Raw genomic sequence first — 23,723 nt, forward strand, 5'->3', positions numbered from 1 at the left:
TTGTGCGAGGCGCCACCCCGGAATGACGAAAACACTCTACGCAACTCTTGCTAACGCCCGTAGAACAATATGCTGGCGATGACGAGCATCGCCATCACCGCCAGCATATGCGCGAGCGCTTCCGAGGCCGCCCCCTTGGTGGCTTCCTTCATGCCTTTTTCTCCCTAGACTTGGGCGTGACTCATCGTTGCGCGCGCTGCGCACCCGGCGGTCAATTATTTTACTCGGAACACCCCACTTCGAGTACTCACTGCGATTTGTCCCCACGCGGCGAATATCGACTGTGCCAAGGTCGATCAGCAATGCGGCGGCAATTTGACTCGATGATGTTGCTCCTGCGGTCGCGTAAGAATAGAGTTTCGTGGAACTTTCGCCCCTAACGACAAAAAGCATCAAAGGCTCAGGGAAATTCTTCAGGTAAATCATGGCCCGCATCACCTACAGCGACCCGTCCAGGGCATCCGACCGCACCCGCGAAATTCTCGACAAGAACCGCAACGCGAACATCTTCCGCATGATGGCGCACTCGCCCAGCTACTTTGAGCAGTACTGCCGGCTCGGCGGAGCCATCCGGCATAAGGGCGAGCTCGATCCCGTCGTGCGCGAGCTCGCGATCACCCGTACCGGCATTTTGTGCGAGGCGCCGTACGAGATCGTCGCGCACAAGCGCATCGGAAAGAATGTCGGGGTCACCGACGAGCAGAACGAAGCGCTCGAGAATTGGCAGGCAGCGACCTGCTTCAATGAGGTGCAGCGCGCCGCGCTCGCGTTCACCGACGAGATCGTGAAGCTGAAGAAGCCGACGGATGCGACGTTCAAGGCGATCGCATCGAAGCTGACGCCGGCCGCGCTGGTCGAGCTGCAACTTTCGGTCGGCTTCTACATCATGACGTCAAAGTTTCTGGAGACCTTCGAGATCGACCTCCAGCCCGTAACCGAAGTGGTGGGCTGATCCGAAAACCACGGCGAGGGATGTCCATGACGATCGATGAATATGCGGTCTGGGCCGCGAGCATTGCGAAAGTCGATGAGCATCCGTCCAACGAGCGGCTGTCCTATCTCGGGCTCGGCCTCGCCGGCGAATCCGGCGAGGTCGCCGACCACATCAAGAAGCTGCTGCGCGATGACTGGCTCGACAAGGCGGGGCTGGTCGATGAGCTCGGCGACGTCATCTACTACTGGGCCTGCCTGTGTGCAGCGACCGGCCAGCAGCCGTCCGAACTGCTCAAGGCGAGCGCTGCCAAGATCAAGCGGCGGCTCAGCGAGGCCGCGAGTCGCTAGGCCACCTACGTCGACGTCAGGATATCCACCTTCGCGTTGGCGACGATCAGGCGGTCGGCCAGCAGCTGCGCCAGATTGCGCATGACACGCTCGCTCGCGCGCGGGTGCTGCCTGCGGAAGCGCTCGAAATCCTTCAGCGGCACTTCATACGCCGTCGCCGCCATGTCCGAGTACACGTCGGCCGAGCGGGTCGGCTCCAGCAGCGCCATCTCGCCGAAGGCCATGCCGGCGGTCAGCGTCGCCAGCCGCACCCCGTCAGGCAGGGTGACATGCACGGCGCCGCTGCGCAGGAAGAACAAGGAATCGGCGGGATCGCCTGCGGTCAGAATTTTCGCGCCGGATTGAAAGGTCCGGATCGTGCAGATCGAGGCGAGGTCGGTCAGCTCTTCCTCGCTCATGCCTGACAGCAGCGGCTGTTCGGCAAGCTCGGTGGTCTCGTGGAAATCGATCGAGCCGCCATAGCGATAGACGATCTGGTCTTCCGCCCATTCGATCGCGGTGTCGAGCAGATAGAAGTCGCGGACGTTCTTCAGCTCCGCCGTCCATTCTCGCAGGCTGTCCCATTCCTTCGAGGCACGCCTGACGCCTGACAGCACGACGGTCACGTTCAGCGCCGCGAGCTCTTCGAACGCTTCGGCCACAAGCCGCGCTCCGGCGCGGGTGGTGGAGGTGACGCGGTGGAGGTCGAAGATCACGATCTGCGGCCGCGGCTGTCCGGCGAGCCGACGCGAGACGTAGTCGACCGCCGACAGCGACAGCGTGCCGACCAGCTCGATGACCCGCACCTCCTGCTCATGCCCGGCCAGGATCTCGCGCTCCTGCGGGCGGCGGACGCGGCGGGACGGGCTCTTGCCGATGTCGTAGTCGGCGATGACGGCGTTGCGCGCATCGTCGCTGCGATTGAGCATGTGCAGGTCGTAATGCGAGGACAGCGCCTCGCAGACCTTGATGCCGCGCACGCTGTTGCCGTGCTTGTCGAGCTTCGGCGAATAGCTGCCGAGCCCGAGGCGGGCAGGCAGGGCGGCGAGGATGCCGCCGCCGACGCCGCTCTTGGCGGGGATTCCGATCCGGTAGATCCATTCGCCGGCATAATCGTACATGCCTGACGACGTCATCACCGACAGCGTGCGCGAGATTGCGTAGGGCGTCACCACCTGCTCGCCCGTCACCGGATTGACGCCTCGGTTGGCCAGCGTTGCCGCCATCACGGCGATGTCGCGCGCGGTGACCAGCACCGCGCATTGCCGGAAATAGACGTCGAGCACGCCGGCGACATTGTCCGAGATCACGGCGTTCGTCTTGAGGAGATAGCCGATGGCACGGTTGCGGTCGCCGGTCTGGCTTTCCGAGGCGTAGACGGCTTCGTCCACGGCGAGGTCACGTCCGGCAAAACGGCTGAGCGCGAGCCGGATCTGCTCGAAGGCCTCCGGGCCCTTGCTGTCGTAGATCAGCCCGGTGCAGGCGATCGCGCCGGCATTGACCATCGGGTTGAACGGATGGTTGTCGGAGTTGAGCCGGATCGAGTTGAAGGGATCGCCGGAGGGCTCGACGCCGATCGCGCTCTCGACCCGGCCGGCGCCCAGCAGGTCCAGCGCCAGCGCGAAGACGAACGGCTTTGACATCGACTGGATGGTGAAGGGCACCCTGGAGTCGCCGACCTCATAGACGTGGCCGTCCAGCGTCGCGAGGCTGATGCCAAAATGGGCAGGGTCGGCCTTGCTCAGCTCGGGGATGTAGTCGGCGACGGCGCCAGAGCTCTCCGCCGAGAATTCGTTGAGGCAAATGTCCAGAAACCGCAGCAAGGGCGGTTTCGAGCGGGTCCAGGCGGAGGCGAGAGGCGAAAGCGGTGTCATCGCCTCTCTTTGTGCAACGCAATCAGGGTGCGCGCAACCCGTCCGGCACGATCGTCCGCCGACGGACCAGAACCAGGGCGATCAAAGCCGTCGGCACCAGGATGGCGAGCCCTAGCAGCGTCACCTGCATCTGCGACAGCGGCATGATCCCGCCGCCGGGCGTGGCCACCACGAAGCCGCCGATCACCAGCAGCACGCGGATCGGCCATTCCAGCGCACCGGTGCCGCGCAGATCCCCGACGAAGGGCTGGTAGCCCTGGATGCCGCCGCAGATGAAAAGCGTGCCGAACGCCGCGAGCCCCATCAGGCCGAGACCAGCGAGATAGGGGCTCGGTCCCTGCAGCACCAGTGCCGGATTGAGCACGAAGAAAAACGGGATGAAGTAGATGATGCTGCCGACCCACATCGATTCCCAACCCGTCTTCATCGCCGGGGAGCCCGCGATGCCGGCCGCCGCGAAGGACGCGATCGCGACCGGCGGGGTGATCGACGACAGCATGCCCCAGTAGAAGATGAACATGTGCACGGCCATCCTGTTGAGCCCGAGCTTCTCGAGCGCGGGCGCGACCAGGATGGCGAGGAAGATGTAGCAGGCCGTCGTCGTCAGCCCGAGGCCGAGGATGAGACTGGTGAGGGCGCACATGCCGAGCAGCAGGAAGGGATTGTCGCCGGCAATATGCAGCAAATCGTTGGCGAGGCTCGAAACCACGCCTGTCATCGAGAATGCGCCGATCAGCAGGCCGCAGCCGGCGAGGATGCCGACGAGCTCGACGAAGGTGCGTCCGTTGACCTCCAGGAATTTGCCGATCGTGCCCAGCGTCCATCGCGTGTCCTTGGAAAAGAGCTGGTTGAGCACCAGCAGCAGCGCGGTGGCGTAGAACGGCGCGTGGCTCTCGCGCTTGAAATAGAGCAGCATCACGATCAGGAGCGCGATGACGAAGACGTAGTACCAGCCGTCCTTGATCGTATCCATGATCCGCGGCAGCTCGGCGCGCGGAATGCCTTTCAGCCCGTGGCGCGCAGCATAGGAGTCGACCTGCATGAACAGGCCGATGTAATAGAGCGCGGCGGGAATGATCGCGGCGATCGCGACGTCGGCGTAGCTGACATTGAGGAACTGCGCGATCACGAAGGCGGTTGCGCCCATCACCGGCGGCGCCAGCACGGCGCCGGTCGAGGCGCAGGCCTCGATCGCGCCGGCATAGGATGCGCGGAAGCCGCTCTTCTTCATGACAGGAATGGTCATGGTGCCGGCGGTCAGCACGTTGGAGATGATCGAGCCCGACATCATGCCGAGCAGCCCGCTGGCAAAGATGCAGACCTTGGCCGCGCCTCCGCGAAACGTGCCGCACAGCGCGAAGGCGAGGTTGATGAAGAATTTTCCGGCGCCGGTCATCATCAGCGCAGTGCCGAACACCAGGAAGCCGATGACGGTGTCGGCAAACGCCTGGATGGGGATGCCGAGCAAGCTCTCGCCCGACAGCACGTGATAGGCGGTGGCCTGTTCCAGCGTCGACTGCGTGCCGCGGAATGGTCCGAGCCAGCTGGATTCCGCAAACAGCGGATAGACGGTGAAGGGGAGCACGCTTAGCAGCAGGCTCCAGCCGCCGGTGCGGCGCAGCGCCTCCATCAGCATCACCCACATCACGAGGCCCGCCGCGATCACGGTGTTCGGCGCACCGCCGAATTCCCAGCCGGCCTCCGCCGCCTTGCGCACGTTCGACATCAACAGCAGTGCGGCGGCAAAGGTGACGACGAAGCAGACGAGGTCGTACCAGGGGATGCGGTCGAGCGGCGCGCGCTCCGTCCCCGGGAAGATCAGGAAGGTGAACGGCAGCATCAGCGCGATCAGGAGGTAAAAATACTCCGTGTTGAGCTGGGTGTAGCCGATGAAGAAGCGCAGCGAGAATTGCTGGTTGATGCAGAGCAGGATGGTCGCCGCGGTCGCGACGACGAGCGTCCAGCGCCAGGCGCCGCGCAGCGTGCGGACGCGCGTGACTTCCGCTTCCTGCATGTTGCCGGCGGCGCCGTGCGGATCGTCGAACACGACCCGCTTGGCCTCGTCCTGCGAGGCGGTGGAGACTGAAGCAGACGACATGATCGACCCCGCGCGTGGGCTAATAATTGCTGACTAGAGCAAAGTGGTTGTTGAGTGAACCGATCGGGCCGCGGGCGCGCTTAACCTCTCCCGCTTGCGGGAGAGGTCGGTGCGCAGGGCCGGGTGAGGGTCGCAAGCGGAAAAGGGGGTGCACCGCAGTCCGGGCAACCATCAACTCCATCGCAAGACTATTCCTCAAACCCGTTCGGCATGTCGGCCTTTGCGAGCGCTGCCGCGCGGGCCTTCATCCAGCCGTCGAGGAATGCCTTGTCATCCGCCGGCGGGTTGGACTTGCCGTAATCGGCCCAGGCTGCGCCAAGCACCTCCTGCCGCTTGATCAGCTTGTTGTTGTGCGCGTCCTGCGCATCGGACCATTGGCCGGCCTCCTTCAGCGCCTTCACGGCGCCGGGATGCACGGGCACCACCCAGTTCTTGGTCTGGCGGTCGGCGGCGAGCCCGCCGGCGCCGGGCGCGGAGTCCTTGTAGGCGTCGTAATTGACGATCATCGCCTTGGTCATCGCATAGACCTGATCGGGCGCTTGCGAGGCGTAGGCGACGAAGATCGGGTAGGGGTAATTGCCGAGCTCGATCGGCTTCTCCGGCGTGATGCCGGCGCCGCAGGTGGCAGTCTGCGGGAAGAAGAACGAGCCGACCTTCTGCATCCGCGCCCAGCCTTCCTTATCCTTGGCAGGCAGCGGCGGCCAGACCAGGCCGCGCGGCGAGGTCTCGGCTTCCTTGGCAGGGCCGGTGATGGTGGTGCCGAAGGCGGCATCGACGTCGTTGTTGATCAGGCCTTTCCACATTGCGCCGTAGCTTGCGAACTCGACGGCCTTGACGTCCTTCTGCGTCAGCCCTGCGAAGGCGAGCACGGCGAGCGAGTTCTGGTTCAGCGCGGGCGAGCCGACGACGAAGCCGACGCGCTTGCCTTTCAGGTCTTTCAGATCTTTCACACCGCTATCGGCTGCAACGCCAAGCGAACCGCAATTGCAGTCGACGGACGAGAGCATGATCTGAAGCGGCTGCGGACCCCATTCCTTGGAGCCGAATTCGAACACGCCCTCCTGCGCGAAATAGGTCCCCGATCCCATTGCCGCGGACGCTGCACGCTTGGCACGCAGTGGTGCAAGTCGCGCGACGTCGTTGCCGGCCGGCAGCACGCGCACGTCGGTGCCGTATTTGTCCTTCATCATCTTGCCGACGCCGACCGCGATATTGAAGCCGGCGGTTCCGGTGTCATAGGCGGTGAACGTCAATGTCGCCGGCAGCTTGATGTCTTCGGCGATTGCATAGCGTGTAGACGCAAAAGAAATGCCCGCAACCAAGGCAGGCGCGAGCATGATCAGCCCACGAAGCATGTTTCCCTCCAATGATCCCCGCGTTTGCCGCGAAGATTTTCTTTCTTTGTTTGAAACACAGTTTTGTTTGAAACAGATCATGTCATCGCGATCGAGCGATGGCAACGCCGTACCGCGCATGCAGGAAAGAGGCAGACAGATTGTCGCGGAAATGGCGGATAACGCAGTCAGTTCGCGACGATCGCGATCGCCTGTCCTTCGGCAACGACGTCGTCGAGCTTGACGAGAAGCGATGTGATCGTGCCGCTCGCGGGCGAGGGCACGGGGATCTCCATCTTCATCGCTTCGACGACCACAACGTCGTCGCCATCCGCAACGGTTCCTCCAACTTGCACGGGAGTGGCGCAGATGCGTCCCGCGACCTCGGTGACGATTTTTATATCTGGCATGCCATCGCCTTTTTGTTGTCGTCGCAAAATGCCTGAGGTAGCGTCGTCTGCAAGTGGAATTTAATTCCGCAGAGCGGAACAACTGGTAGGGAACATGGGACGACGTTCAGAGCGGTTGAGTAGGCAAGGCGCGCTCGCTGGCGATGCTGGCGAAGGTGATGTCATCCAGGTGGTCTCGCGCGCGTTCGACGTGTTGCGATGCTTCGAGGGCCACGATAGCAGGCTCGGCAATCTCGAGATTTCAAATCGCTGCGGCCTGCCGCGCTCGACGGTGTCGCGGCTCACGCACACGCTGACGCGCATGGGGCAGCTGGTCTATCTGCCGCGCGACCAGAAATATCGCATCGGCCCGAGCGCTGTGGCGATGAGCGCCTCGATGATGAAGGGCGCGCAGCTGCGCAGTATGATCCGGCAGCGGCTCCAGGAAGTCGCCGACCAGCTTCCGGGCACGGTCGGCTTCGTCGTCCCCGATCGCTTCCATCTGGTTTATCTCCAGTTCGCGCGCTCGGCTTCGGCGCTCGGCCTGCATGAGGGGACCGGCAGCCGCATCTCGATGGCCTCGACCGCCGCGGGCGCGGCCTACACCGCGGCACTCGCGCCCGAAATGGGCGATGCCTTCATCAACGACATGGAACGGGAAGCCCCCGAGGCTGCAAAGATCCTGAGGCCCCGCATCGAGGCCAACCGGCAGTCTCTGCGCGAGCGCGGCTATGTCACGGCGTGCGGCATCTGGAGCCCGCACATCAACGGGCTCGCGGTGCCGATCTGGTCGCCGCAGTACCAGACCTTCGTCGTCATCACGATCGGCCTGCTGTCGTCGATGTATGACGAGCAGCGTCTGCATGCCGAGGTCGCGCCGCTGATGCTCGCGCTCGGCCGCTCGCTCGGCAGCCTGATGGAGGGCGCGGAAGGCGACGTCTTCAACAACCGCATCCCGCGCAAACCGGTCGCAATGGCCGTGCATAATAATAACAAGCCGATCAACTCGGGGGGCGTGAATGAACTGGAAGCCGGAACTCGACGAGCTAGCCCGGCGCGAAGCCTTCGCGCAGGAGATGGGCGGCGTTGACAAGGTCAAGCGTCAGCATGACCAGGGCCGACTGACTGTTCGGGAGCGTATCGACAGACTGACCGACAAGGGCAGCTTTCACGAGATCGGTGCCGTCTCCGGCATCGGCGAGTACGATTCCAGCGGCGAGCTGCAGAAATTGACGCCGGCGAACTGCGTGTTCGGCCGTGCGCGCGTCGACGGCCGCACGGTTGTCGTGGTCGGCGACGATTTTACGGTACGCGGTGGTTCGGCTGATGCTTCCATTTCAGCAAAACCGCTGATGGCGGAGGAGATGGCGCACGATTTCCGTCTGCCCATCGTCCGCATCATCGAGGGCTCCGGCGGCGGCGGCTCGGTCAAGACCATCGAGACCAAGGGCGCGGCCAATCTGCCCGGCGGCATCGGTGGCACGCGCTGGTATCGCTTCACGACGGAGAACCTGTCGCGCGTCCCCGTGGTCGCGCTCGGCCTCGGTTCGGTCGCAGGGCTCGGTGCGGCGCGGCTTGCCGCCAGCCACTATTCCATCATGACCCGGAAGTCCGCGATGTTCGTCGCGGGGCCGCCGGTCGTGAAGGCGCTCGGGCAGGACCTCACCAAGGAGGAGCTTGGCGGCGCCGATATCCAGACCCGTGCCGGCGCGGTCGATCATGCCGTCGACACCGAGGAGGAGGCCTTTGCCTGCGCGCGGCGCTTCCTCTCGTACCTGCCGTCATCGGTCTACGAGCTGCCGCCGACCTTGCCCTGCACGGACAATCCGGAGCGCAGCGAGGAAGCGCTGATGAACGCGGTGCCGCGCAACCGCAAGCAGGTCTACAAGATGCGCCCCATTGTCGAGTCGGTCGTCGACAAGGGCTCGTTCTTCGAGGTCGCCAAGAACTTCGGCAAGCCGATCATCGTCGGTCTCGCCCGGCTCGAGGGCAGGGCGGTGCTGGTGCTTGCCAGCGACAGCTTCCACTACGGCGGCTCCTGGACCGCGGATGCCTGCCAGAAAGTGGTGCGCTGGGTGGATTTCGCCGAGACCTTCCACCTGCCGGTCGTCTATCTCATGGACTGCCCGGGCTTCATGATCGGCCTCGACGCCGAGAAGGCGGCGACCATCCGCCACGGTGTTCGCGCCATGGCTGCGGTAAATCAAACGACTGTGCCCTGGTGCACCGTGATCCTGCGCAACGCCTTCGGCGTCGCCGGCGTGGTGCATCAGCCCGCCGACCGGTTCTCGATCCGCTACGCCTGGCCCTCGGCCTATTGGGGCTCGCTCCCGCTCGAGGGCGGCATCGAAGCCGCCTACCGCGCCGACATCGACGCGGCCGAGGACAAGGCGGGCAAGCTGAGGGAGATCGAGGAGCGTCTCAACAAGCTGCGCTCGCCGTTCCGCTCGGCCGAAAAATTCTGGGTCGAGGAGATCATCGATCCCCGCAAGACGCGGTCGCTGCTGTGCGAGTTCGCAAGGCTCGCCGAGCCGCTGCGAAAACCGGGGCCTCCGGAGAACATGACGATCAGGCCGTAAGGCGCGGCGGCGTCATCACAGCCGCAGCACCTTGCCCGGATTCATGATGTTCTGCGGATCGAGCGCGCGCTTGATCGTTCGCATGATGTCGAGCTCGGTCTTCGACCGGTAGTGACTGAGCTCGTCGAGCTTGTCCACACCGATGCCGTGCTCCGCCGAGATCGAGCCGCCCATGGAGGTGATGAGATCGTTCACGGCCCGCGTGATGGCCCCCGAATATTGGTTCAGCGTCTGCTGATCCATGCCTTTGGGCCCCATGAACGAAAAATGCAGATTGCCGTCGCCGATATGCCCCAAGGGATAGGGGCGAATGGTCGGGAGAATGTCGAGCACCGCCTTGAGCCCCTTGTCGATGAACTCCGGAATCCTGGAGATCGCCACCGACACGTCGTAGCTCAGTCCCGGCCCCTCGGCGCGGGAGGCCCCGGCGACGCTTTCGCGGATGTGCCACATGTTGCGCGATTGATGTCCGGTTTGCGCGATCACCGCATCGAGCACGCGGCCGGCCTCGAGCTGATCGGCGAGAAACTGCTCCATCTTCTCGGACATGCCCTCGGTCCCGTCCTGGCGTGCCCGCGAGGACGACCATTCAAGCAAGAGGTACCATGGCGTGTCCGCCCTGAGCGGATCCTGGGTGCCGGGAACGTGACGCAACACCATGTCGATGGCGCTGCGGCTCATCAGCTCGCAGGAGCCGACATTGTCCCCTGACGCGGCATGCGCCTCGGACAGGATCTCCAGGGCTGCGCGTGGATCCCGGACAGCCAGCCACGCCGTGCACAAATCCTTCGGCGCCGGCCATAGCTTGAGGACGGCCTTGGTGATGATGCCGAGCGTGCCCTCGGCGCCCATGAAGAGGTGCTTGAGGTCGTAGCCCGTGTTGTCCTTCTTGAGCGCGCGCAATCCGTCCCAGACATCGCCATTGGCCAGGACGACCTCGAGCCCCAAGACGAGATTGCGGGCATTGCCATAGCGGAGCACCTGCACGCCGCCGGCATTCGTCGACAGATTGCCGCCGATCATGCAGGAGCCCTGGGCGCCAAGGCTGAGCGGCAAGAACCTGTCGTGCTTGGCCGCGGTCTCCTGAAGCGTCTGCAGCACGCAGCCGGCCTCGACCGTCATCGCGTATCCGACGGCATCGACGTCCAGCACGCGGTTCATGCGCCCGAGCGACAGCACGATGCCGGTGTGCGCGGGCCAGGGCGTCGCCCCGCCCATCAGCCCGGTGTTGCCACCCTGCGGCACGATCGCGACGCCGTGCTCATGGCAAAGCCGGACCACTTTCGAGACTTCCTCGGTACTCCCGGGACGAACGACGGCACCCGCACCGCCAACCAGCAATCCGCGCCAGTCCGTCACGAACGGCTGCTTGCCGTGGTCGTCCTCGATGAGACCTTTCTCGCCCACGATCGCGTGCAACGCATCGCGCATCTGCGCGGTCAAGGGAGCGGTCGGGATGGTAGGCAAGGAGGACGGGAAGGCAGCCGGCATTTTGTTTCCCCTGGGTACATCTTGGTGTGTACTGCGCACGCGACGTGCTCAGGGGTATTGTCCACGTTTGCGCCGTGGAGTCTAACGGCAATATGTCTCGAACCTGGGGACCAGGGACGGGCCCGTCCCGCCGGCGCCCGTTGCCGACGCGGCCCTAGTGGATGATCTGGTTCAGAAAACCCTTCGCCCGGTCGGTGCGAGGAGCCCGGAAGAACGTTTCCGGATCCGCTTCCTCCACGATGCTTCCGCGATCCATGAAGACGACCCGATCGGCGACCTCGCGGGCGAATCCCATCTCGTGCGTCACGCAGACCATCGTCATGCCATCTCGCGCCAGCTCGACCATGGTGTCCAACACCTCCTTGACCATCTCGGGGTCGAGCGCGGATGTCGGTTCGTCGAACAGCATGATCTTGGGCTGCATGCACAGCGCCCGCGCGATGGCGACGCGTTGCTGCTGACCGCCCGACAATTGTGCGGGATATTTGTCCGCCTGATCCTGAATGCGGACCTTCCGCAGCAAGCCGAGCGCGCGATCGCGCGCCTCGCCCTGCGAAATGCCGCGAACCTTCATCGGAGCCAGCATGCAGTTCTCGGCGACCGTGAGGTGCGGAAACAGGTTGAAACTCTGAAACACCATTCCGACCTCACAGCGCACGCTGTTGATGTCGGCGATGCGGTTGCTCAACTCGACGCCGTCGACGACGATCCGGCCTCCGTCGTGTTTCTCGATATGGTTGATGCACCGGATCAGCGTCGACTTGCCGGAGCCCGAAGGTCCGCACAAGACGATTTTCTCGCCCTTGGCGACCTCGAGATTGACGTCGTTCAGCGCAGTGAACGCGCCGAACCGCTTCACCACGTTCTCAACGATGACGATTGCGCCAGGCTGCGTGGCGTGGCCGACAGTCTCTTGAGGCATGTTCGTCTCCAAATACGAGGCTGCAAATACGAGGCTGCATGTGTCGCAATGCTCATCGTGCCGTGGCTAGGGCGTATCGCTTGCGAAGGGTGGTGACGCACTGGGAGGCCGCAGAGCTGATGACCAGATAGACCACGGCGATGGCGGGGTACATTTCGACGAGGCGGCCGTTGAGCTGCGCAAGCTTGGAAGCCGCGCCCAGCAGGTCCGTCAGCGAAAGGACGTAGACGAGAGAGGTGTCCTGAAACAGGATGATCGTCTGGCTCAGGATGATCGGGCTGGCCACGCGCAAGACCTGCGGCAGGACGATATGGCGGTAGGTATGGTAGGTGGACAGCGCGAGCGCCTGGCAGGCCTCGAACTGGCCCTTGTTCACGGCCCGCAGCCCGACACGGATGATTTCGGAGTAGTAGGCGGCCTCGAACAGGCCGAAGGTGATGAAGGCCGTGTAGGTGGCGCCGATCGGGATCGGGCGACCGTTGCCGCTGAGGTGCCCGAGCACGATCGGCACCAGGAAGAAGAACCAGAACAGAACGAGGATCAACGGGATCGACCGGATGATCGCGACGTAGCCGCGGATGATCTGGGCGAGCACCGGAATCTCGAAGTGCTGTACCAGCGCAAGGCAGGTTCCGAGGACCATGCCGATGGCGAATGCGGCCGCGGTGAGCGAGAGCGAGAACAGCAGGCCCGACCAGAGATAAGGCCATGATTGCGCGAGAATCGAGAAATCGAGGGTGTTCATTTCACGGCCTCCATGGCGCCGGGCAGGGCGCCGCCTTGCTGCACCTCAGTGGCCAGATCCTGGTCTGTGAGCTTGACGGGAGCGCTCCCGGGAATGCGGACTGCCCTGTCGATGATCGTCATGGCCTGGTACGCAACCAGCGCCAGGCACAGGTAGATGATCGTCGCCGCGCCAAACGCCGAGAATGTCTGAAACGTGGCCTCGCTGATCTGGCGCGCCTGGGCGGTGAGCTCCATCAAGCCGATCGTGAGTGCGACGGAGGTGTTCTTGTAGATGCCCATCACCTCGCTGGTGAGGCTCGGCACGATGAGGCGCAAAGCCTGCGGCACGATGACGTAGCGATAGGTGAGGTAGCCGCTGAGGCCGAGAGCGCTGGCGGCCTCGATCTGCCCCCTTGGAAGCGCTTCGATCCCCGCCCGAACCTGCTCGGCTATGCGGGAGGCCGTGTAGAGCCCCAGGCAAAGGAGTGCCGGGAAGAACGAGGCCCAGGGCGGCGGGATCTGCTTGATGGCATCCCCGAGTGCGCTCGGCACCACCTCCGGGAAGACAAAATACCAGAGGAACATCTGCACCAGGACGGGGATGTTCCGGAATATCTCGACATAGAGCCGGGCCGGGATCGAATAGAAACGATTCTGGACTGTGCGCCCCACGCCGACGATGACGCCGATGCCGAAGGCTATCCACCAGCCGAAGAAGGCCAGAGCCAGGGTCCAACCGAGACCCGACAGAAGCCAGTCGATATAGCGCTGGCCGTCTGCCGCCTGTTCAAAAAGCACTCCGAACATCGCGAGCCTCCGGGTTGCAGGTGCGGACGAGGATGACCTTGCGAGACGATCGGCTCCGTCGCTCAGTCGACGGCATCGCTGGGATTTGCGATCCGCGCCATCAACTCGTCGGTGAGCGGGAATGCGAGGTTCTCACCCTTGGGCGGGATCGGCTTGGTGAACCATTTCGCGTAGGTCTTCTCGAATTGCCCGGACGCCATTTGCTTGGAGAGAACGTCGTCAACGAGCGCCTTGAAGCCGGCATCGCCCTTCGTGAACATCAGCCCATAATAGATCTTCGCGTAACCTTCGGGAAGGAACAGGAGCGCGTCCGGATTCGGGGCCGCGGCCTTGAGCCCGGCAAGCAGGATATCGTCCTCCATGAAGGCGACGGCACGGCCGGTGTTCAACATCAGGAAGGATTCCGCATGGTCCTTGGCCTGGACGATGTTGAGGCCGAGCTGCTCCTTGGCGTTGACGCTCTGGGCGAAACCGACCGCGTTGGAGCCTTGCGTGACGACAACCGTCTTGCCTTTCAGCTCGCCTGCGGTCTTCACGCCACTGGTGGCCTTGACCAGCCAGCGCGGCTGGCTGACGAACGTCGCGACCGAAAACGAGACCTGTTCCTGCCGCTTCTTGTCGTTCGCGGTGCCGCCGCATTCGATGTCGACGGTCCCGCTCTGGATCAGCGGAATCCGGTTCGAGGAGTTCACCGGGGTGTAGTTGACCTTGAGATTTGGCAACTTCAGCTCTTCCTTGATGCGATCGACGATCGCCGCGCAGAGATCGAGCGAGAAGCCGACGGGCTTCTGATCGGGCCCGAGATACGAGAACGGTATCGAGGCCTCGCGATGGCCGATCGTGATCGCGCCACTGGATTTGATCTTGTCCAGCGTGGGGCTGTCGGCTGCCACGGATGGGCTTGCACCGACCGCCACGACTACGGGGAGAATCGCCAGGATCTGCGCTAACTGCTTCATGGTTCTTACCTTCCCATCGTTTGCCGGATTCAAGCTGCGACCGAGGGGCGTCCGAGCCCTCGCTTGCGAACGACGTCGATCAGGCGATCGATGTCGGTGGCGGTGTTGAACATGCCGAGTGAGACGCGAATGCCATCCCGTTCGGGCGACACGCGCACGCCGTTTTCCTCGAAATGGCCAAGCCAGTCTGTCGCGGGCAGGGCGATGACGTAGATGTGCGGCGCGCGGTGCTTGCGCTCGCGCGGCCCAACGAGGCGGACGCCCAGCTCGTCCAGGCGCGCGATCAGGTGATCGCCGAGATCGAAGCAGTGGTTCTGGATGTTCTGCACCCCGATCTGCTCGATCATGTCGAGCGAAGCACCGAGCGCATGGACCGCGGGCAGATTGAAGTTGCCCAGCTCAAATCGCCTGGCGGCCGGCGAGGGCGCCATCCTGTCGGCCCGCGCGATGAGGTCATCCGGGATCTCGGCGAGGCTCGCCGCGGCCAGATACGTCGGCTCGAGCTCCGTGAGGGATTTGTCCCAGGTGAGCAGGCCGAGCCCTTGCGGAACCAGCAATCCCTTGTGGCTGCCGGAGCCGATGAAGCTTGCGCCAATCGCCTTGGCGTCAACGGGTACGACGCCGATCGCCTGCATCACGTCCACCACGAAGTAGAGCTTCCTGCTGGCGCACATCGCGCCGACGCTCTCGATGTCGAAGCGGTGACCGGCGTGGAAGGTCACGTGCGACATCGAGATCGCGCGCGTCTTGTCGTCGATGAAGGGAGCGAAGCTGTCGGCATCGACGACTTCGGTCATCGGGATGAAGCGGACCTCGACGCCTTTGCGTTGCAGATTGAGGAACGCGTAGGCGTTGTTCGGATGATCGCCGTGGATCATCAGGACGTTGTCGCCGGCCCGGAGCGGCAGTGCGTTTGCCGCAATGTTCATGCTTTCCGACGTGTTCTTGGTGAAGGCAATTTCATCCGCGCCCACACCGAGAAAGCGAGCGATCTTGGCGCGGGTCTGCTCGACGCGATCGAGCCAGATGCTTTTCGGACCGGCCGTCTCGAAACCCTCGCGAAGGAAGAGCTCGATCGCGGCCTTCACGGGACGCGCGAGCGGCGTTTGAAACCCGGAGTCCAGGTAGACCATCCGTTCGACGACGGGGAATTCCTTCCTCACAGCGTCCACGTCGTAGTGACGAGACATGCACATCTCCTGTTGGGCGCGCCGCCGGAGACTTGGCTCTCGGCCAAGCGGCAGAGCGGGATTTTTGAAACGGCGAGACTGCGCTGCACAATTTCTGGTCAGTCACCGGCAACGCCGAGAATATGAGCTTTCCGAATTTCGACAAATGAAATTGTCGAATTTCAATAGATTTAATTCCGAAAAATGATAATACTTGGCGTTGATCTTGATTTTGCTTCCAGTTTTGGCCGGTTGAGACATGACGAAGCCAGTTGAGAAGGATGGGCCGCTGGACCGGGCCTTCGCGATCGTTCGGCATGTTGCCGACCAGCGCAAAGCCGTCTCGGCGGCGGAGATCGCAAAGGCCCTCTCGCTGCCTCTTCCAACAGCCCACAGGCTGATCGGAAATCTCGAAGACCGCGGACTCCTTCAGAAGGCATTGGGGACCAAGCGGTACGTCGTGGGAAACCAGCTCGTCACACTGTCCGCCTCGGTCATCGGAGCGGCATTTCGCACGGCGCGGCGGCACGCGGTGCTGCGGGCGGTCGCGGCAGAGATCGGCGAACAGTGCGAGATCGGCGTCGTGCGCGATAATTTCGTGGCCTATGTCGACAGCGTGCGCGTTTCGGAGCCGCAAGGTCTTCAGTTCAATCCGGGGGAAGCGGCGCCGCTGCACTGCACGTCGACCGGCAAGATCTATATGAGCAGGCTGCCCGAGCGGATCCGGGCGAAGCTGTGCCGCGCGCTACCCCTGACCAAATTCACGGAAACGACGATCGCCGATGTCCACGCGCTGATGAAGGTGCTCGAGGATACGCGGCAACGCGGCTGGGCCAAGACAAACGAAGAGTACGTGAAGGGAGTGGTCGGGTGCGCCGTCCCCATTCTGTCACCGGATCGAGAACTGATTGCCTGCCTGGGTGTCTCCGTGCCGGTGGCGCGCGTGAGCTTCGCCGAGCTGGACCGGTTCATCGCGCCGCTTCAAAAGGCTGCCGCCCTGCTGTCGGAGACCATTCTGCAAGTCGAAGGCGACGATGACGCGGATGCCAAATGATGGCCACCACGGGCGAGCATGTCACTGCCGCCGGTTTCTGCGGCGGCAGTGACGTTGATGCTCAACGCTTGATGCTCAACGCTTGGGGAGCGACGCCATCACCTCTCCCGCGTCTCCGTCCTCGAGGCAAGGCGTGACGGTCAACGGGAGCAGGTCAGACCATTGCGCGAGCCAGCGATACATGGCTTTTGGATCGCTCGATTCAGAGATCGCAAATCCCTGTCCGTTCATGCCATGCCAGCGACCCAACATCTTGACGCCCTCGGGCGGAGCGCCGCCGGTCTCGAGAAAGCGGGCGACGGCTGCATTGAAAGTGCCTTGAGGTACGCTCCAGGTGGTTATGAATTTCATGCGATCCTCCTATGACTAGAATTATCGGATGAATGTCGCGGCTACGCCGCACGCACACGATAGCGCCTGCGTATCGAATAACAACGGCGAATGAACACGCGCGTCGGTTTGATCCCTGCTGCTTCCGGCGCAAGCGCTGCTATGGACGTAAGACGATTACTTGCCGTCGTTCCAGATGTCGGTGGCGAGCTTCCAGTCGTCTCCGACCTTCTCCCAGACGACCACATACTTTCCGGTCACGTCCTGCGGTGCCGGTCCCTTGGTCTTCAGGACGAACGTGCCGATCTCGCGTGCCGCGGAAGAGCCGAGCGGCTTGACATCTACCGTCGTGAGCTTCGGATCGGTCACCTGTTCAGCCATGCTTTTCCACATCACCTCGATGGCTGGTCGGCCCTTCACCATCGCGGAGCCGGGCGGGAGCGCGATCGCATCGGCGCTGTAGAGGGACGCAATCCCGGAAAAATCTCCCTTGTTGAACATCTCGATCCATTTCGCATTGGTTGCTTCAATCTCGGCCTTCTGAGCCAAGGCCGGCGCGCTCAACGCGATCACGATTGCAATCGCCGATGCCATGTTGCGCATGATCATCTCCAGACCCGAAGTACGATGTGGATGCAGGGGCAGTCGTCTTCTCTCGAAGTGGATGCGTTGAATGGCCCATTCCAGGCCGGGGTAGGCGCAACAGCAATTCCGGGGAATTACCGTCAGCACCGTTGACGAAGGTCGCGAGTGGACATCGACGCGGCCTGGGGCCGCTCACGGCCACCTCCGGACGCGACGGAGGCGGCGCCGACCAGCGCCGGGGTAAGGGCCGTATCGCCCCCCTCCGAAGGCCGCTTACCCCCCAATCTCTGCGATCGCGTTTAAGCGACATTAATGATGTCTTCTCGATATGGAACATCTCACTCTGTTGCAGTCCGTGTTTGGTGATTGCCCGTAAGTGTTGATTAAGAAGGCCATATCCATATTCCAGCCTGCGATTGGCGGGCGACCGGCAGCGGTCATCCCACCGGTTGCCCCGATCAAAAGACTTTAGGAATTGCTCTCTGCCGCCACGACGGCATTCAGGATGAAGGTCATGCTCCGCCGGGTAGTGCTCCGTTTCGCAAGAGACCGGAAGGCCAACATCGCCGTCATCTTCGCCCTGATGACGGTCCCGATCGTCTTTCTCCTGGGCATGACGCTCGACTACACGCAGGCCGTCCGCAAGCGGGAGCAACTGAATGCGGCTGCCGACGCGGCCGCGATCGCAGCCGTGAGGCCGGCGATGCTGACCCAGACCGACAAGACGGTCGTCCAGGCGACCGCCGCAGCCGTCTTTGCAGCGAAGGCGAATCTTCCCGGTCTGGCGACGGTGCCGACGCCGACGATCACAGTCACGGATTCCGGCCTCGCGCGAAGCATCACGGTTTCCTACACCGCGCAGTCCGTCAATAATTTCCCCAGCGTTCTCGGCAAGCAGAACTGGGATGTCGCGGGTTCTGCAACGGCGAAAGCTTCGAGCGCGCCCAACATGAACTTTTATCTGCTGCTGGACGATTCGCCGTCGATGGCGATCGCGGCGACCCAGACCAACATCGACAACATGATCGCCGCCACGAAGAATCAGCCCAGCTACGCGAAGGGTTGCGCGTTTGCCTGTCATGAAACGCGTCCGAACAACGCAGCTGCAAGCTCGACGAACAAGGACAATCTCACCATCGCGCGCGCGAACAACATCGTGCTGCGCATCGATCTCGTGACGAACGCCGTTACGCAATTGCTGAAGGGACCCTGGACGTCGTGCCCGCAGTCGGGTGTGACGGGCGGCGTCATGCAGTGCATGTCGGCGCTCAACAACACCACCTACAAGGCCGCCATCTACACCTTCGACTATGCCCTCAACACGATCCAGACGCTGACCACCCCGGACACCGCCGCCACGAAGATCGCCAACATTCAGCTCCTGACGGTCGACCACCAGAACTGCCCCATTGTCGACAGCAAGGGCAACTGTACCTACACCACCGACTACGGAACGGATATCTCGAAGGGGCTGACGGGCGTCAACGCCGTGATGCCTCTGCCGGGCACTGGCACCAATCAGGCGGGCGATACGCCGCAGGAAGTGGTCTTCCTCGTCACCGACGGCGTCGAGGACAAGCTCATCCCGAAGTCGGGCGGCACCTGCGACGCCAATGCCACCTATGCGCTTCCGACGGCCAACTCGACGACCTTGCGATGCCAGCAGCCGCTCGACACGGCGATCTGCACGACGATCAAGAACCGCGGCATTCGCATCGCGGTCCTCTACACCGAGTATCTGCCGCTGCCGACCGAAAGCTGGTACAACACCCGCATCGCGCAATTCAACAGCCCGTCCTCGTCGACCGGCACGATCGCGACGCGGCTGCAATCCTGCGCATCGCCCGGCCTTTATGCGAGCGTGCAGACAGGTGGCGACATTTCCGCGGCGCTGACCAACCTCTTCATCAAGGTTGCGTCCAGCACGGCCAGCCTCGTGCAGTAAGGAAGGGGCCATGCTCGGATCCGCCGCAACAACGAAAAGACGCCGCAACCGCTGCGCCGCGTTCGCCGGCAATGACAGCGGAGCCACCGCCGTCGAATTCGCGCTCGTCGCTGCGCCGTTCCTCGCCCTCATCATCGCGCTCATTCAGACGTTTCTGGTTTTCTTTGCCCAGCAGATGCTCGAATCCGTGGTGCGCCAGTCGGCGCGCCTCGTCTTGACGGGGCAGGTTCAGTCGGCGCAGATGAATCAGGCTACCTTCAAGCAGAAGGTCTGCGATCAGATCGTGATCCTGTTCAATTGCAACGGCCTGATGATCGACATGCAGGTCGCGACGTCCTGGTCTTCCACGAACACGGCAACGCCGACGCTGACCTTCGACAGCAAGGGCAATGTGACCAATACCTGGCAGTACAATCCGGGCGACGCCGGCGATATCGTCGTTCTCCGCGTCATGTACGTCTGGCCGGTCGTGCTCGGGCCGCTCGGCTTCAATCTCTCGAACCTTACCAATGGCAACCGGCTGCTGATGTCATCCGCCGCGTTCCAGAACGAGCCAGGAGCTACCTGATGATCTCCGCCCTGTCGTCTCGCGCTCGGCAGATGTTGACCGATGTACGCGCTGTTGCAGCGACGGAGTTCGCCATCGTGACGCCATTCATGCTGGTGCTCTATGTCGGCGGCGTCGAACTCGGGAACGGGCTGGCGATGAACGTCAAGGTCAGCGCGACCGCGCACAGCGTTGCCGACATGATCTCGCAGAACACGGCCGTCACGTCGACCCAGATGGACGGTATTCTCGCTGCGGCGACCGCCATCATGGCTCCGTATCCCATCATGAACGGCACCACCTCCTTGATGACGATCACAGTCTCGGAGGTCTCGACCGACAGCAGTGGCAACGCGACGGTGCAATGGAGCAAGTCGACGAAGACGTCGGGGGAGAGAACCGTCGGTGAGCAGATGACCCTGTCGTCCTTTACCGCGCCGGGCGGTACCAGCAATGCCAATATCTCGCTCATCCTGAGCGAGGTGTCCTACGACTACGCGCCCAACCTCGGCTTTACGATCGCCGGCAAGGTGAAGCTGTCCGACAGCTATTACCTGTTTCCACGCTGCTCGACGAACGGCCCGACCACGTTGTCTCCTCCCTATTACGACGTGAAATATCCGGCGGCGAAGACCTGCACCTGTGTGCAGCACTTGCAGCAGAAGACCTGTTAGCTCCGCGGAACGCGGTTGATCAAACCGGATGCTGCTAGGTTGCTGCGTCCGGCATTTTGAGAGAAATTCGCTTCAGCGAAAATTCCTTTATGCGGCTCGCCATGGCGTCAACCGCGGAATCCAGCGCGGCACATTGGTCCGAAAGCTCTCGTATTCCGTGCCGAATGTTTGCTCGAGCGTCGGTTCTTCGTACATCACCACAAAGAGATGAAAAAAGAGCCAGAGTAGCGCGCCGTACCAGAGGAGACGCCAGTCACCAAACAAAATGGCCTGACCAAAAATGACCGCGACGACCGCGATGTAGATCGGATTTCGCACGTAGCGATAAAGGCCAGTCACTACGAGCTTTTGTGTCGGAGCGATCGGGGCGGGCGTCCCCAGCCCCTGCAGCGCAAAACGGGCAAATGAATCCACAAGTCCGGGCACTCCGACGATGATCAATATGCCGCCGAGGATGCGGGTTAGATCGACGCCGAAAAAAGCTGGCCGAAATTCCCACTCCGTGACCCACCAGGGGATGAAGCCTGCCAGCACCAACGGTGCAATGACGAAGAACAGAGCGGAGCCCAGGACAGCAATTGCTTTCGACATCGTGTGCTCCCACGACCCGACAAGAATAGCTTAGCAAATCACTTTCCGCTACGAGCATTGAACGCGGCTCCACGATTGCTGCGTTAAGAGTCCGCGTCCTAAGTCATTGATCGGCCAAGCCCCGTCTACTGTGCATGGGGTTGTTTTCGCGGCTTTTGTCCTGAGCACCCTCCCGCGGCGTGCCTTACGCGCTCTCCGTCTCCCGGTGCACGTCGTGCACCACGAGCCCCATGCCTTCGTCGGGCATCTTGATCCAGTCGCGGCGCTTCAGGGTGCGCTTGGTGTCCTCGTAGCCGCTTGTCCAGTGCTCGCGCATCGAAGTGCCCGAGAATTCGTGGTCCTTGGCATCGCCCTCATAGGCCTTCTGCTGGTAGATAAGATGCAGGATCGCGATCTCCGGCATGCGGCGCAGGCTCGCCTTCAGCTTGCGGTCCTCCTCGGAGAGCTGCTCGTCCGGCAGCTTCGCCAGGGCCTTGTAGAGCAGGACCTTGAGATTGTGCGTGCGGCGGTAGACGTCGGTGTTGTGGCGCGTGCGCGAGGAATACATGATGTCCTTGTGGCGGGCCATCACGTCCTGGATCGAGCGCGGCAGCACGCCGCGCGCGCTGAACAGGTCGACCTGGAACACCAGCGAATTGAGCGCGTCCTCCTGGTCGAGCAGATGCTGCAGCGGCGTGTTGGAGACGATGCCACCGTCCCAGAAATGATCGGTGCCGATCCGCACCATCGGCAGCGCCGGGGGCAGGGCGCCGGAGGCCATGATGTGCTCCGGCTCGATCTCGTCGTGGGCGTTGTCGAAATAGATGAAGTTGCCGGAGAGCACGTTCACGGCGCCGACCGCGAAGCGGACCTTCTTCTCGTTGATGAGGTCGAAGTCGACGAGCTCCAGCAGGCTCTCCTTCAAAGGCATCGTGTCGTAATAGCTGGTCGCGGTCCGCGCGCCGACCGGGCTGAACCAGGGATTGACCTGGTGCGGCGTGAAGAAGCCCGGCTGGCCCATCGCCGACGTCATCCAGGAGCTATAGAGATTGCGCCACTGGCGGAAGACGTCGCCGTCCGGCGTGTAGTGCCAGATCTTGCGGTTGGTGATGCGCTCCCAGAAGATGCGCAGCGCATCCAGCCGCTTCTCCGGCTTGTTGCCGGCGATGATGGCGGAGTTGATCGCGCCGATCGAGACGCCGCAGACCCAGTCGGGCTCGATGCCGGCCTCGTGCAGCGCCTGGTAGACGCCGGCCTGGTAGGCGCCGAGCGCGCCGCCGCCTTGCAGCACCAGCGCAACACGGTCGCAGCGCTCGGGCCGCCAGCCCCGCGCGGGAGGCTGATGGGTCTGGTAAGTCGGTTGCGACGTGCGGGCGTCCATGGCGATGCCTCCTGCCTATCCCCAAACGATTGCGTCGCGTGGTGACGGCGTGATGACAAGGTTGGCGCCGATGCATCGTCTGCATGCAGGTCAACCGCCGCAAGAATGGTGGCGGGTTCGCGGGCCTGACGGAAATCCTTCACATCGCAGTCAATGACCGCGGCTAGCAATTTGCATCGGGCCTGAAGCGAGCGTCACAGACATCACACAGGAGACCAGCGATGCGCAGGGAAGATTTGCTGAGACTTCCGTCCATGCCGGCGGCAGGGCCGAGCTATCCGGCCGGGCCTTATCGCTTCGTCAACCGCGAATTCCTCGTCATCACTTACGAGACCGATCCGGAGCTGATCCGCGCCGGCCTGCCTGAGCCGCTGGAGCCGATCGACCAGCCGATCGTGCATTACGAGTGGATCAAGATGCCGGATTCCTCCGGCTTCGGCAGCTACACCGAGTCCGGTCTCGTCATCCCCGCGCGCCTCAACGGCGAGGAGGTCAATTTCGTCTCGCAGATGTATCTGGACGATGATCCGCCGATCGCGGCGGGCCGCGAGATCTGGGGCTTCCCCAAGAAATACGCTCATCCCAAGCTCGAGATCGTCAAGGACACGCTGACGGGCACGCTGGAATATGCCGGCCAGCTCGTCGCCATGGGCACGATGGGCTACAAGCACGAGAGCATGGCCGGCAACGGCGATCTCACCCGCGCCACGCTGTCGAAGACGCAGATCAATCTGAAGATGATCCCCGGCGTCGATGGCCGGCTCGAGATCTGCCAGCTCGTCGCGATCAACCTCGTCGACATCGTGCCGAAGGGCTCCTGGATGGGTCCCGGCCGGCTGCATCTGGTGCCGCATGTGAATGCGCCGGTCGCGGATTTCCCGGTTCGCCGTTGCCTCGGCGCGCATCACTACATCGCCGATCTGACGCTGCCGTTCGGCCGTGTCGTGCACGACTATGTCAAGGAGGCCGAGGCGGCGGCTTTGACCGGGCTGGCGGCGGAGTAGGCGCCATCATCAAACTGTAACAAAG

At 62.9% G+C, this 23,723-nt stretch carries 23 protein-coding genes; 9 read left to right on the forward strand and 14 right to left on the reverse strand.

Features of this window, described 5'->3' with window-relative positions:
• The first annotated feature begins 424 nt into the window (after positions 1-424).
• Positions 425-952, forward strand: a complete 528-nt coding sequence (locus NLM25_RS20185) for a carboxymuconolactone decarboxylase family protein (RefSeq protein WP_254118594.1) — start codon at positions 425-427, stop codon at positions 950-952.
• Between the two features lie 26 nt (positions 953-978).
• On the forward strand, positions 979-1,281 hold the full coding sequence (locus tag NLM25_RS20190) for a nucleoside triphosphate pyrophosphohydrolase family protein (RefSeq protein ID WP_014495972.1): 303 nt from the start codon (positions 979-981) through the stop codon (positions 1,279-1,281).
• A gap of 5 nt (positions 1,282-1,286) precedes the next feature.
• Here NLM25_RS20190 and glsA read toward each other — a convergent pair whose 3' ends face one another.
• The 4 genes from glsA to NLM25_RS20210 form a co-directional block, all read right to left on the reverse strand.
• Positions 1,287-3,134, reverse strand: coding sequence for a glutaminase A (gene glsA / locus NLM25_RS20195; protein ID WP_254138109.1), 1,848 nt, complete (start codon positions 3,132-3,134; stop codon positions 1,287-1,289).
• Positions 3,135-3,156: 22 nt separating this feature from the next.
• Positions 3,157-5,232: a TRAP transporter permease gene (locus NLM25_RS20200; protein ID WP_254138110.1), complete on the reverse strand. Its 2,076-nt coding sequence runs from the start codon at positions 5,230-5,232 to the stop codon at positions 3,157-3,159.
• A gap of 188 nt (positions 5,233-5,420) precedes the next feature.
• A complete protein-coding gene (locus NLM25_RS20205) occupies positions 5,421-6,587 on the reverse strand; it encodes a TAXI family TRAP transporter solute-binding subunit (protein WP_254138111.1) in 1,167 nt (388 codons plus the stop codon).
• A gap of 167 nt (positions 6,588-6,754) precedes the next feature.
• Positions 6,755-6,976 (reverse strand): acetyl-CoA carboxylase biotin carboxyl carrier protein subunit, encoded by a 222-nt coding sequence (locus NLM25_RS20210; protein ID WP_254118598.1) that lies wholly within the window; start codon positions 6,974-6,976, stop codon positions 6,755-6,757.
• 94 nt (positions 6,977-7,070) lie between these two features.
• Between NLM25_RS20210 and NLM25_RS20215 the strand changes: the two genes are divergently transcribed.
• Positions 7,071-8,045, forward strand: a complete 975-nt coding sequence (locus NLM25_RS20215) for an IclR family transcriptional regulator (RefSeq protein ID WP_254118599.1) — start codon at positions 7,071-7,073, stop codon at positions 8,043-8,045.
• Entirely contained in the window at positions 7,975-9,534 is a 1,560-nt protein-coding gene (locus tag NLM25_RS20220) for an acyl-CoA carboxylase subunit beta (protein WP_254138112.1), read from the forward strand. The genes NLM25_RS20215 and NLM25_RS20220 overlap by 71 nt, the downstream gene beginning before the upstream one ends.
• A gap of 15 nt (positions 9,535-9,549) precedes the next feature.
• Here the strand turns inward: NLM25_RS20220 and NLM25_RS20225 are convergent, their stop codons facing one another.
• From NLM25_RS20225 to NLM25_RS20250, 6 genes are all read right to left on the reverse strand, one after another.
• Entirely contained in the window at positions 9,550-11,025 is a 1,476-nt protein-coding gene (locus NLM25_RS20225; RefSeq protein WP_254138113.1) for an FAD-binding oxidoreductase, read from the reverse strand.
• Between the two features lie 154 nt (positions 11,026-11,179).
• On the reverse strand, positions 11,180-11,947 hold the full coding sequence (locus tag NLM25_RS20230; RefSeq protein WP_256570715.1) for an amino acid ABC transporter ATP-binding protein: 768 nt from the start codon (positions 11,945-11,947) through the stop codon (positions 11,180-11,182).
• Positions 11,948-11,999: 52 nt separating this feature from the next.
• Complete coding sequence (locus NLM25_RS20235) at positions 12,000-12,692, reverse strand: amino acid ABC transporter permease (protein WP_254138114.1); 693 nt, start codon at positions 12,690-12,692, stop codon at positions 12,000-12,002.
• Positions 12,689-13,480 carry an amino acid ABC transporter permease gene (locus tag NLM25_RS20240; RefSeq protein WP_254138115.1) on the reverse strand — a complete coding sequence of 264 codons (792 nt, stop codon included), beginning with the start codon at positions 13,478-13,480 and terminating at the stop codon, positions 12,689-12,691. The genes NLM25_RS20235 and NLM25_RS20240 overlap by 4 nt, the downstream gene beginning before the upstream one ends.
• 62 nt (positions 13,481-13,542) lie before the next feature.
• A complete protein-coding gene (locus NLM25_RS20245; RefSeq protein ID WP_254138116.1) occupies positions 13,543-14,439 on the reverse strand; it encodes an amino acid ABC transporter substrate-binding protein in 897 nt (298 codons plus the stop codon).
• Between the two features lie 29 nt (positions 14,440-14,468).
• A complete protein-coding gene (locus NLM25_RS20250; protein ID WP_254138117.1) occupies positions 14,469-15,629 on the reverse strand; it encodes an aminotransferase class V-fold PLP-dependent enzyme in 1,161 nt (386 codons plus the stop codon).
• 238 nt (positions 15,630-15,867) lie between these two features.
• On the opposite strand from NLM25_RS20250, the gene NLM25_RS20255 reads away from it, so the two are divergent.
• Positions 15,868-16,662 (forward strand): IclR family transcriptional regulator, encoded by a 795-nt coding sequence (locus tag NLM25_RS20255; RefSeq protein ID WP_254118606.1) that lies wholly within the window; start codon positions 15,868-15,870, stop codon positions 16,660-16,662.
• A 75-nt stretch (positions 16,663-16,737) separates the two neighbouring features.
• Here NLM25_RS20255 and NLM25_RS20260 read toward each other — a convergent pair whose 3' ends face one another.
• Complete coding sequence (locus NLM25_RS20260) at positions 16,738-17,013, reverse strand: DUF3303 domain-containing protein (protein ID WP_018319867.1); 276 nt, start codon at positions 17,011-17,013, stop codon at positions 16,738-16,740.
• 156 nt (positions 17,014-17,169) lie between these two features.
• Positions 17,170-17,595 carry a DUF4440 domain-containing protein gene (locus tag NLM25_RS20265; RefSeq protein WP_254138118.1) on the reverse strand — a complete coding sequence of 142 codons (426 nt, stop codon included), beginning with the start codon at positions 17,593-17,595 and terminating at the stop codon, positions 17,170-17,172.
• 496 nt (positions 17,596-18,091) lie between these two features.
• On the opposite strand from NLM25_RS20265, the gene NLM25_RS20270 reads away from it, so the two are divergent.
• The 3 genes from NLM25_RS20270 to NLM25_RS20280 are packed head-to-tail and all read left to right on the forward strand — an operon-like array spanning position 18,092 to position 20,743.
• Entirely contained in the window at positions 18,092-19,522 is a 1,431-nt protein-coding gene (locus tag NLM25_RS20270) for a TadE/TadG family type IV pilus assembly protein (RefSeq protein ID WP_254138119.1), read from the forward strand.
• Positions 19,523-19,532: 10 nt separating this feature from the next.
• Positions 19,533-20,090 carry a TadE/TadG family type IV pilus assembly protein gene (locus NLM25_RS20275; RefSeq protein ID WP_254118609.1) on the forward strand — a complete coding sequence of 186 codons (558 nt, stop codon included), beginning with the start codon at positions 19,533-19,535 and terminating at the stop codon, positions 20,088-20,090.
• Entirely contained in the window at positions 20,090-20,743 is a 654-nt protein-coding gene (locus NLM25_RS20280) for a TadE/TadG family type IV pilus assembly protein (RefSeq protein ID WP_254118610.1), read from the forward strand. Before NLM25_RS20275 ends, NLM25_RS20280 begins: the two co-directional genes overlap by 1 nt.
• A gap of 87 nt (positions 20,744-20,830) precedes the next feature.
• Here NLM25_RS20280 and NLM25_RS20285 read toward each other — a convergent pair whose 3' ends face one another.
• Together NLM25_RS20285 and NLM25_RS20290 are read right to left on the reverse strand one after the other, a co-directional pair.
• On the reverse strand, positions 20,831-21,334 hold the full coding sequence (locus NLM25_RS20285) for an isoprenylcysteine carboxylmethyltransferase family protein (RefSeq protein WP_254118611.1): 504 nt from the start codon (positions 21,332-21,334) through the stop codon (positions 20,831-20,833).
• Positions 21,335-21,518: 184 nt separating this feature from the next.
• Complete coding sequence (locus NLM25_RS20290) at positions 21,519-22,694, reverse strand: patatin-like phospholipase family protein (protein WP_254138120.1); 1,176 nt, start codon at positions 22,692-22,694, stop codon at positions 21,519-21,521.
• Between the two features lie 221 nt (positions 22,695-22,915).
• Between NLM25_RS20290 and NLM25_RS20295 the strand changes: the two genes are divergently transcribed.
• Complete coding sequence (locus NLM25_RS20295) at positions 22,916-23,698, forward strand: acetoacetate decarboxylase (protein ID WP_254118613.1); 783 nt, start codon at positions 22,916-22,918, stop codon at positions 23,696-23,698.
• Positions 23,699-23,723: the final 25 nt, after the last annotated feature.

Source organism: Bradyrhizobium sp. CCGB01, from assembly GCF_024199795.1.
GTDB lineage: Bacteria > Pseudomonadota > Alphaproteobacteria > Rhizobiales > Xanthobacteraceae > Bradyrhizobium.

What these genes read in the sequence shown, in the direction of transcription:
- NLM25_RS20255 (WP_254118606.1), top strand. Translation starts at nt 15,868, where the DNA reads ATGACGAAGCCAGTTGAGAAGGATGGGCCGCTGGACCGGGCCTTCGCG.
- NLM25_RS20185 (WP_254118594.1), top strand. Translation starts at nt 425, where the DNA reads ATGGCCCGCATCACCTACAGCGACCCGTCCAGGGCATCCGACCGCACC.
- NLM25_RS20200 (WP_254138110.1), bottom strand. Translation starts at nt 5,232, where the DNA reads ATGTCGTCTGCTTCAGTCTCCACCGCCTCGCAGGACGAGGCCAAGCGG.
- NLM25_RS20230 (WP_256570715.1), bottom strand. Translation starts at nt 11,947, where the DNA reads ATGCCTCAAGAGACTGTCGGCCACGCCACGCAGCCTGGCGCAATCGTC.
- NLM25_RS20220 (WP_254138112.1), top strand. Translation starts at nt 7,975, where the DNA reads ATGAACTGGAAGCCGGAACTCGACGAGCTAGCCCGGCGCGAAGCCTTC.
- NLM25_RS20205 (WP_254138111.1), bottom strand. Translation starts at nt 6,587, where the DNA reads ATGCTTCGTGGGCTGATCATGCTCGCGCCTGCCTTGGTTGCGGGCATT.
- NLM25_RS20260 (WP_018319867.1), bottom strand. Translation starts at nt 17,013, where the DNA reads ATGAAATTCATAACCACCTGGAGCGTACCTCAAGGCACTTTCAATGCA.
- NLM25_RS20245 (WP_254138116.1), bottom strand. Translation starts at nt 14,439, where the DNA reads ATGAAGCAGTTAGCGCAGATCCTGGCGATTCTCCCCGTAGTCGTGGCG.
- NLM25_RS20295 (WP_254118613.1), top strand. Translation starts at nt 22,916, where the DNA reads ATGCGCAGGGAAGATTTGCTGAGACTTCCGTCCATGCCGGCGGCAGGG.
- NLM25_RS20250 (WP_254138117.1), bottom strand. Translation starts at nt 15,629, where the DNA reads ATGTCTCGTCACTACGACGTGGACGCTGTGAGGAAGGAATTCCCCGTC.
- NLM25_RS20275 (WP_254118609.1), top strand. Translation starts at nt 19,533, where the DNA reads ATGCTCGGATCCGCCGCAACAACGAAAAGACGCCGCAACCGCTGCGCC.
- glsA (WP_254138109.1), bottom strand. Translation starts at nt 3,134, where the DNA reads ATGACACCGCTTTCGCCTCTCGCCTCCGCCTGGACCCGCTCGAAACCG.
- NLM25_RS20290 (WP_254138120.1), bottom strand. Translation starts at nt 22,694, where the DNA reads ATGGACGCCCGCACGTCGCAACCGACTTACCAGACCCATCAGCCTCCC.
- NLM25_RS20240 (WP_254138115.1), bottom strand. Translation starts at nt 13,480, where the DNA reads ATGTTCGGAGTGCTTTTTGAACAGGCGGCAGACGGCCAGCGCTATATC.
- NLM25_RS20285 (WP_254118611.1), bottom strand. Translation starts at nt 21,334, where the DNA reads ATGTCGAAAGCAATTGCTGTCCTGGGCTCCGCTCTGTTCTTCGTCATT.
- NLM25_RS20190 (WP_014495972.1), top strand. Translation starts at nt 979, where the DNA reads ATGACGATCGATGAATATGCGGTCTGGGCCGCGAGCATTGCGAAAGTC.
- NLM25_RS20280 (WP_254118610.1), top strand. Translation starts at nt 20,090, where the DNA reads ATGATCTCCGCCCTGTCGTCTCGCGCTCGGCAGATGTTGACCGATGTA.
- NLM25_RS20225 (WP_254138113.1), bottom strand. Translation starts at nt 11,025, where the DNA reads ATGCCGGCTGCCTTCCCGTCCTCCTTGCCTACCATCCCGACCGCTCCC.
- NLM25_RS20270 (WP_254138119.1), top strand. Translation starts at nt 18,092, where the DNA reads ATGCTCCGCCGGGTAGTGCTCCGTTTCGCAAGAGACCGGAAGGCCAAC.
- NLM25_RS20215 (WP_254118599.1), top strand. Translation starts at nt 7,071, where the DNA reads ATGGGACGACGTTCAGAGCGGTTGAGTAGGCAAGGCGCGCTCGCTGGC.
- NLM25_RS20265 (WP_254138118.1), bottom strand. Translation starts at nt 17,595, where the DNA reads ATGCGCAACATGGCATCGGCGATTGCAATCGTGATCGCGTTGAGCGCG.
- NLM25_RS20235 (WP_254138114.1), bottom strand. Translation starts at nt 12,692, where the DNA reads ATGAACACCCTCGATTTCTCGATTCTCGCGCAATCATGGCCTTATCTC.
- NLM25_RS20210 (WP_254118598.1), bottom strand. Translation starts at nt 6,976, where the DNA reads ATGCCAGATATAAAAATCGTCACCGAGGTCGCGGGACGCATCTGCGCC.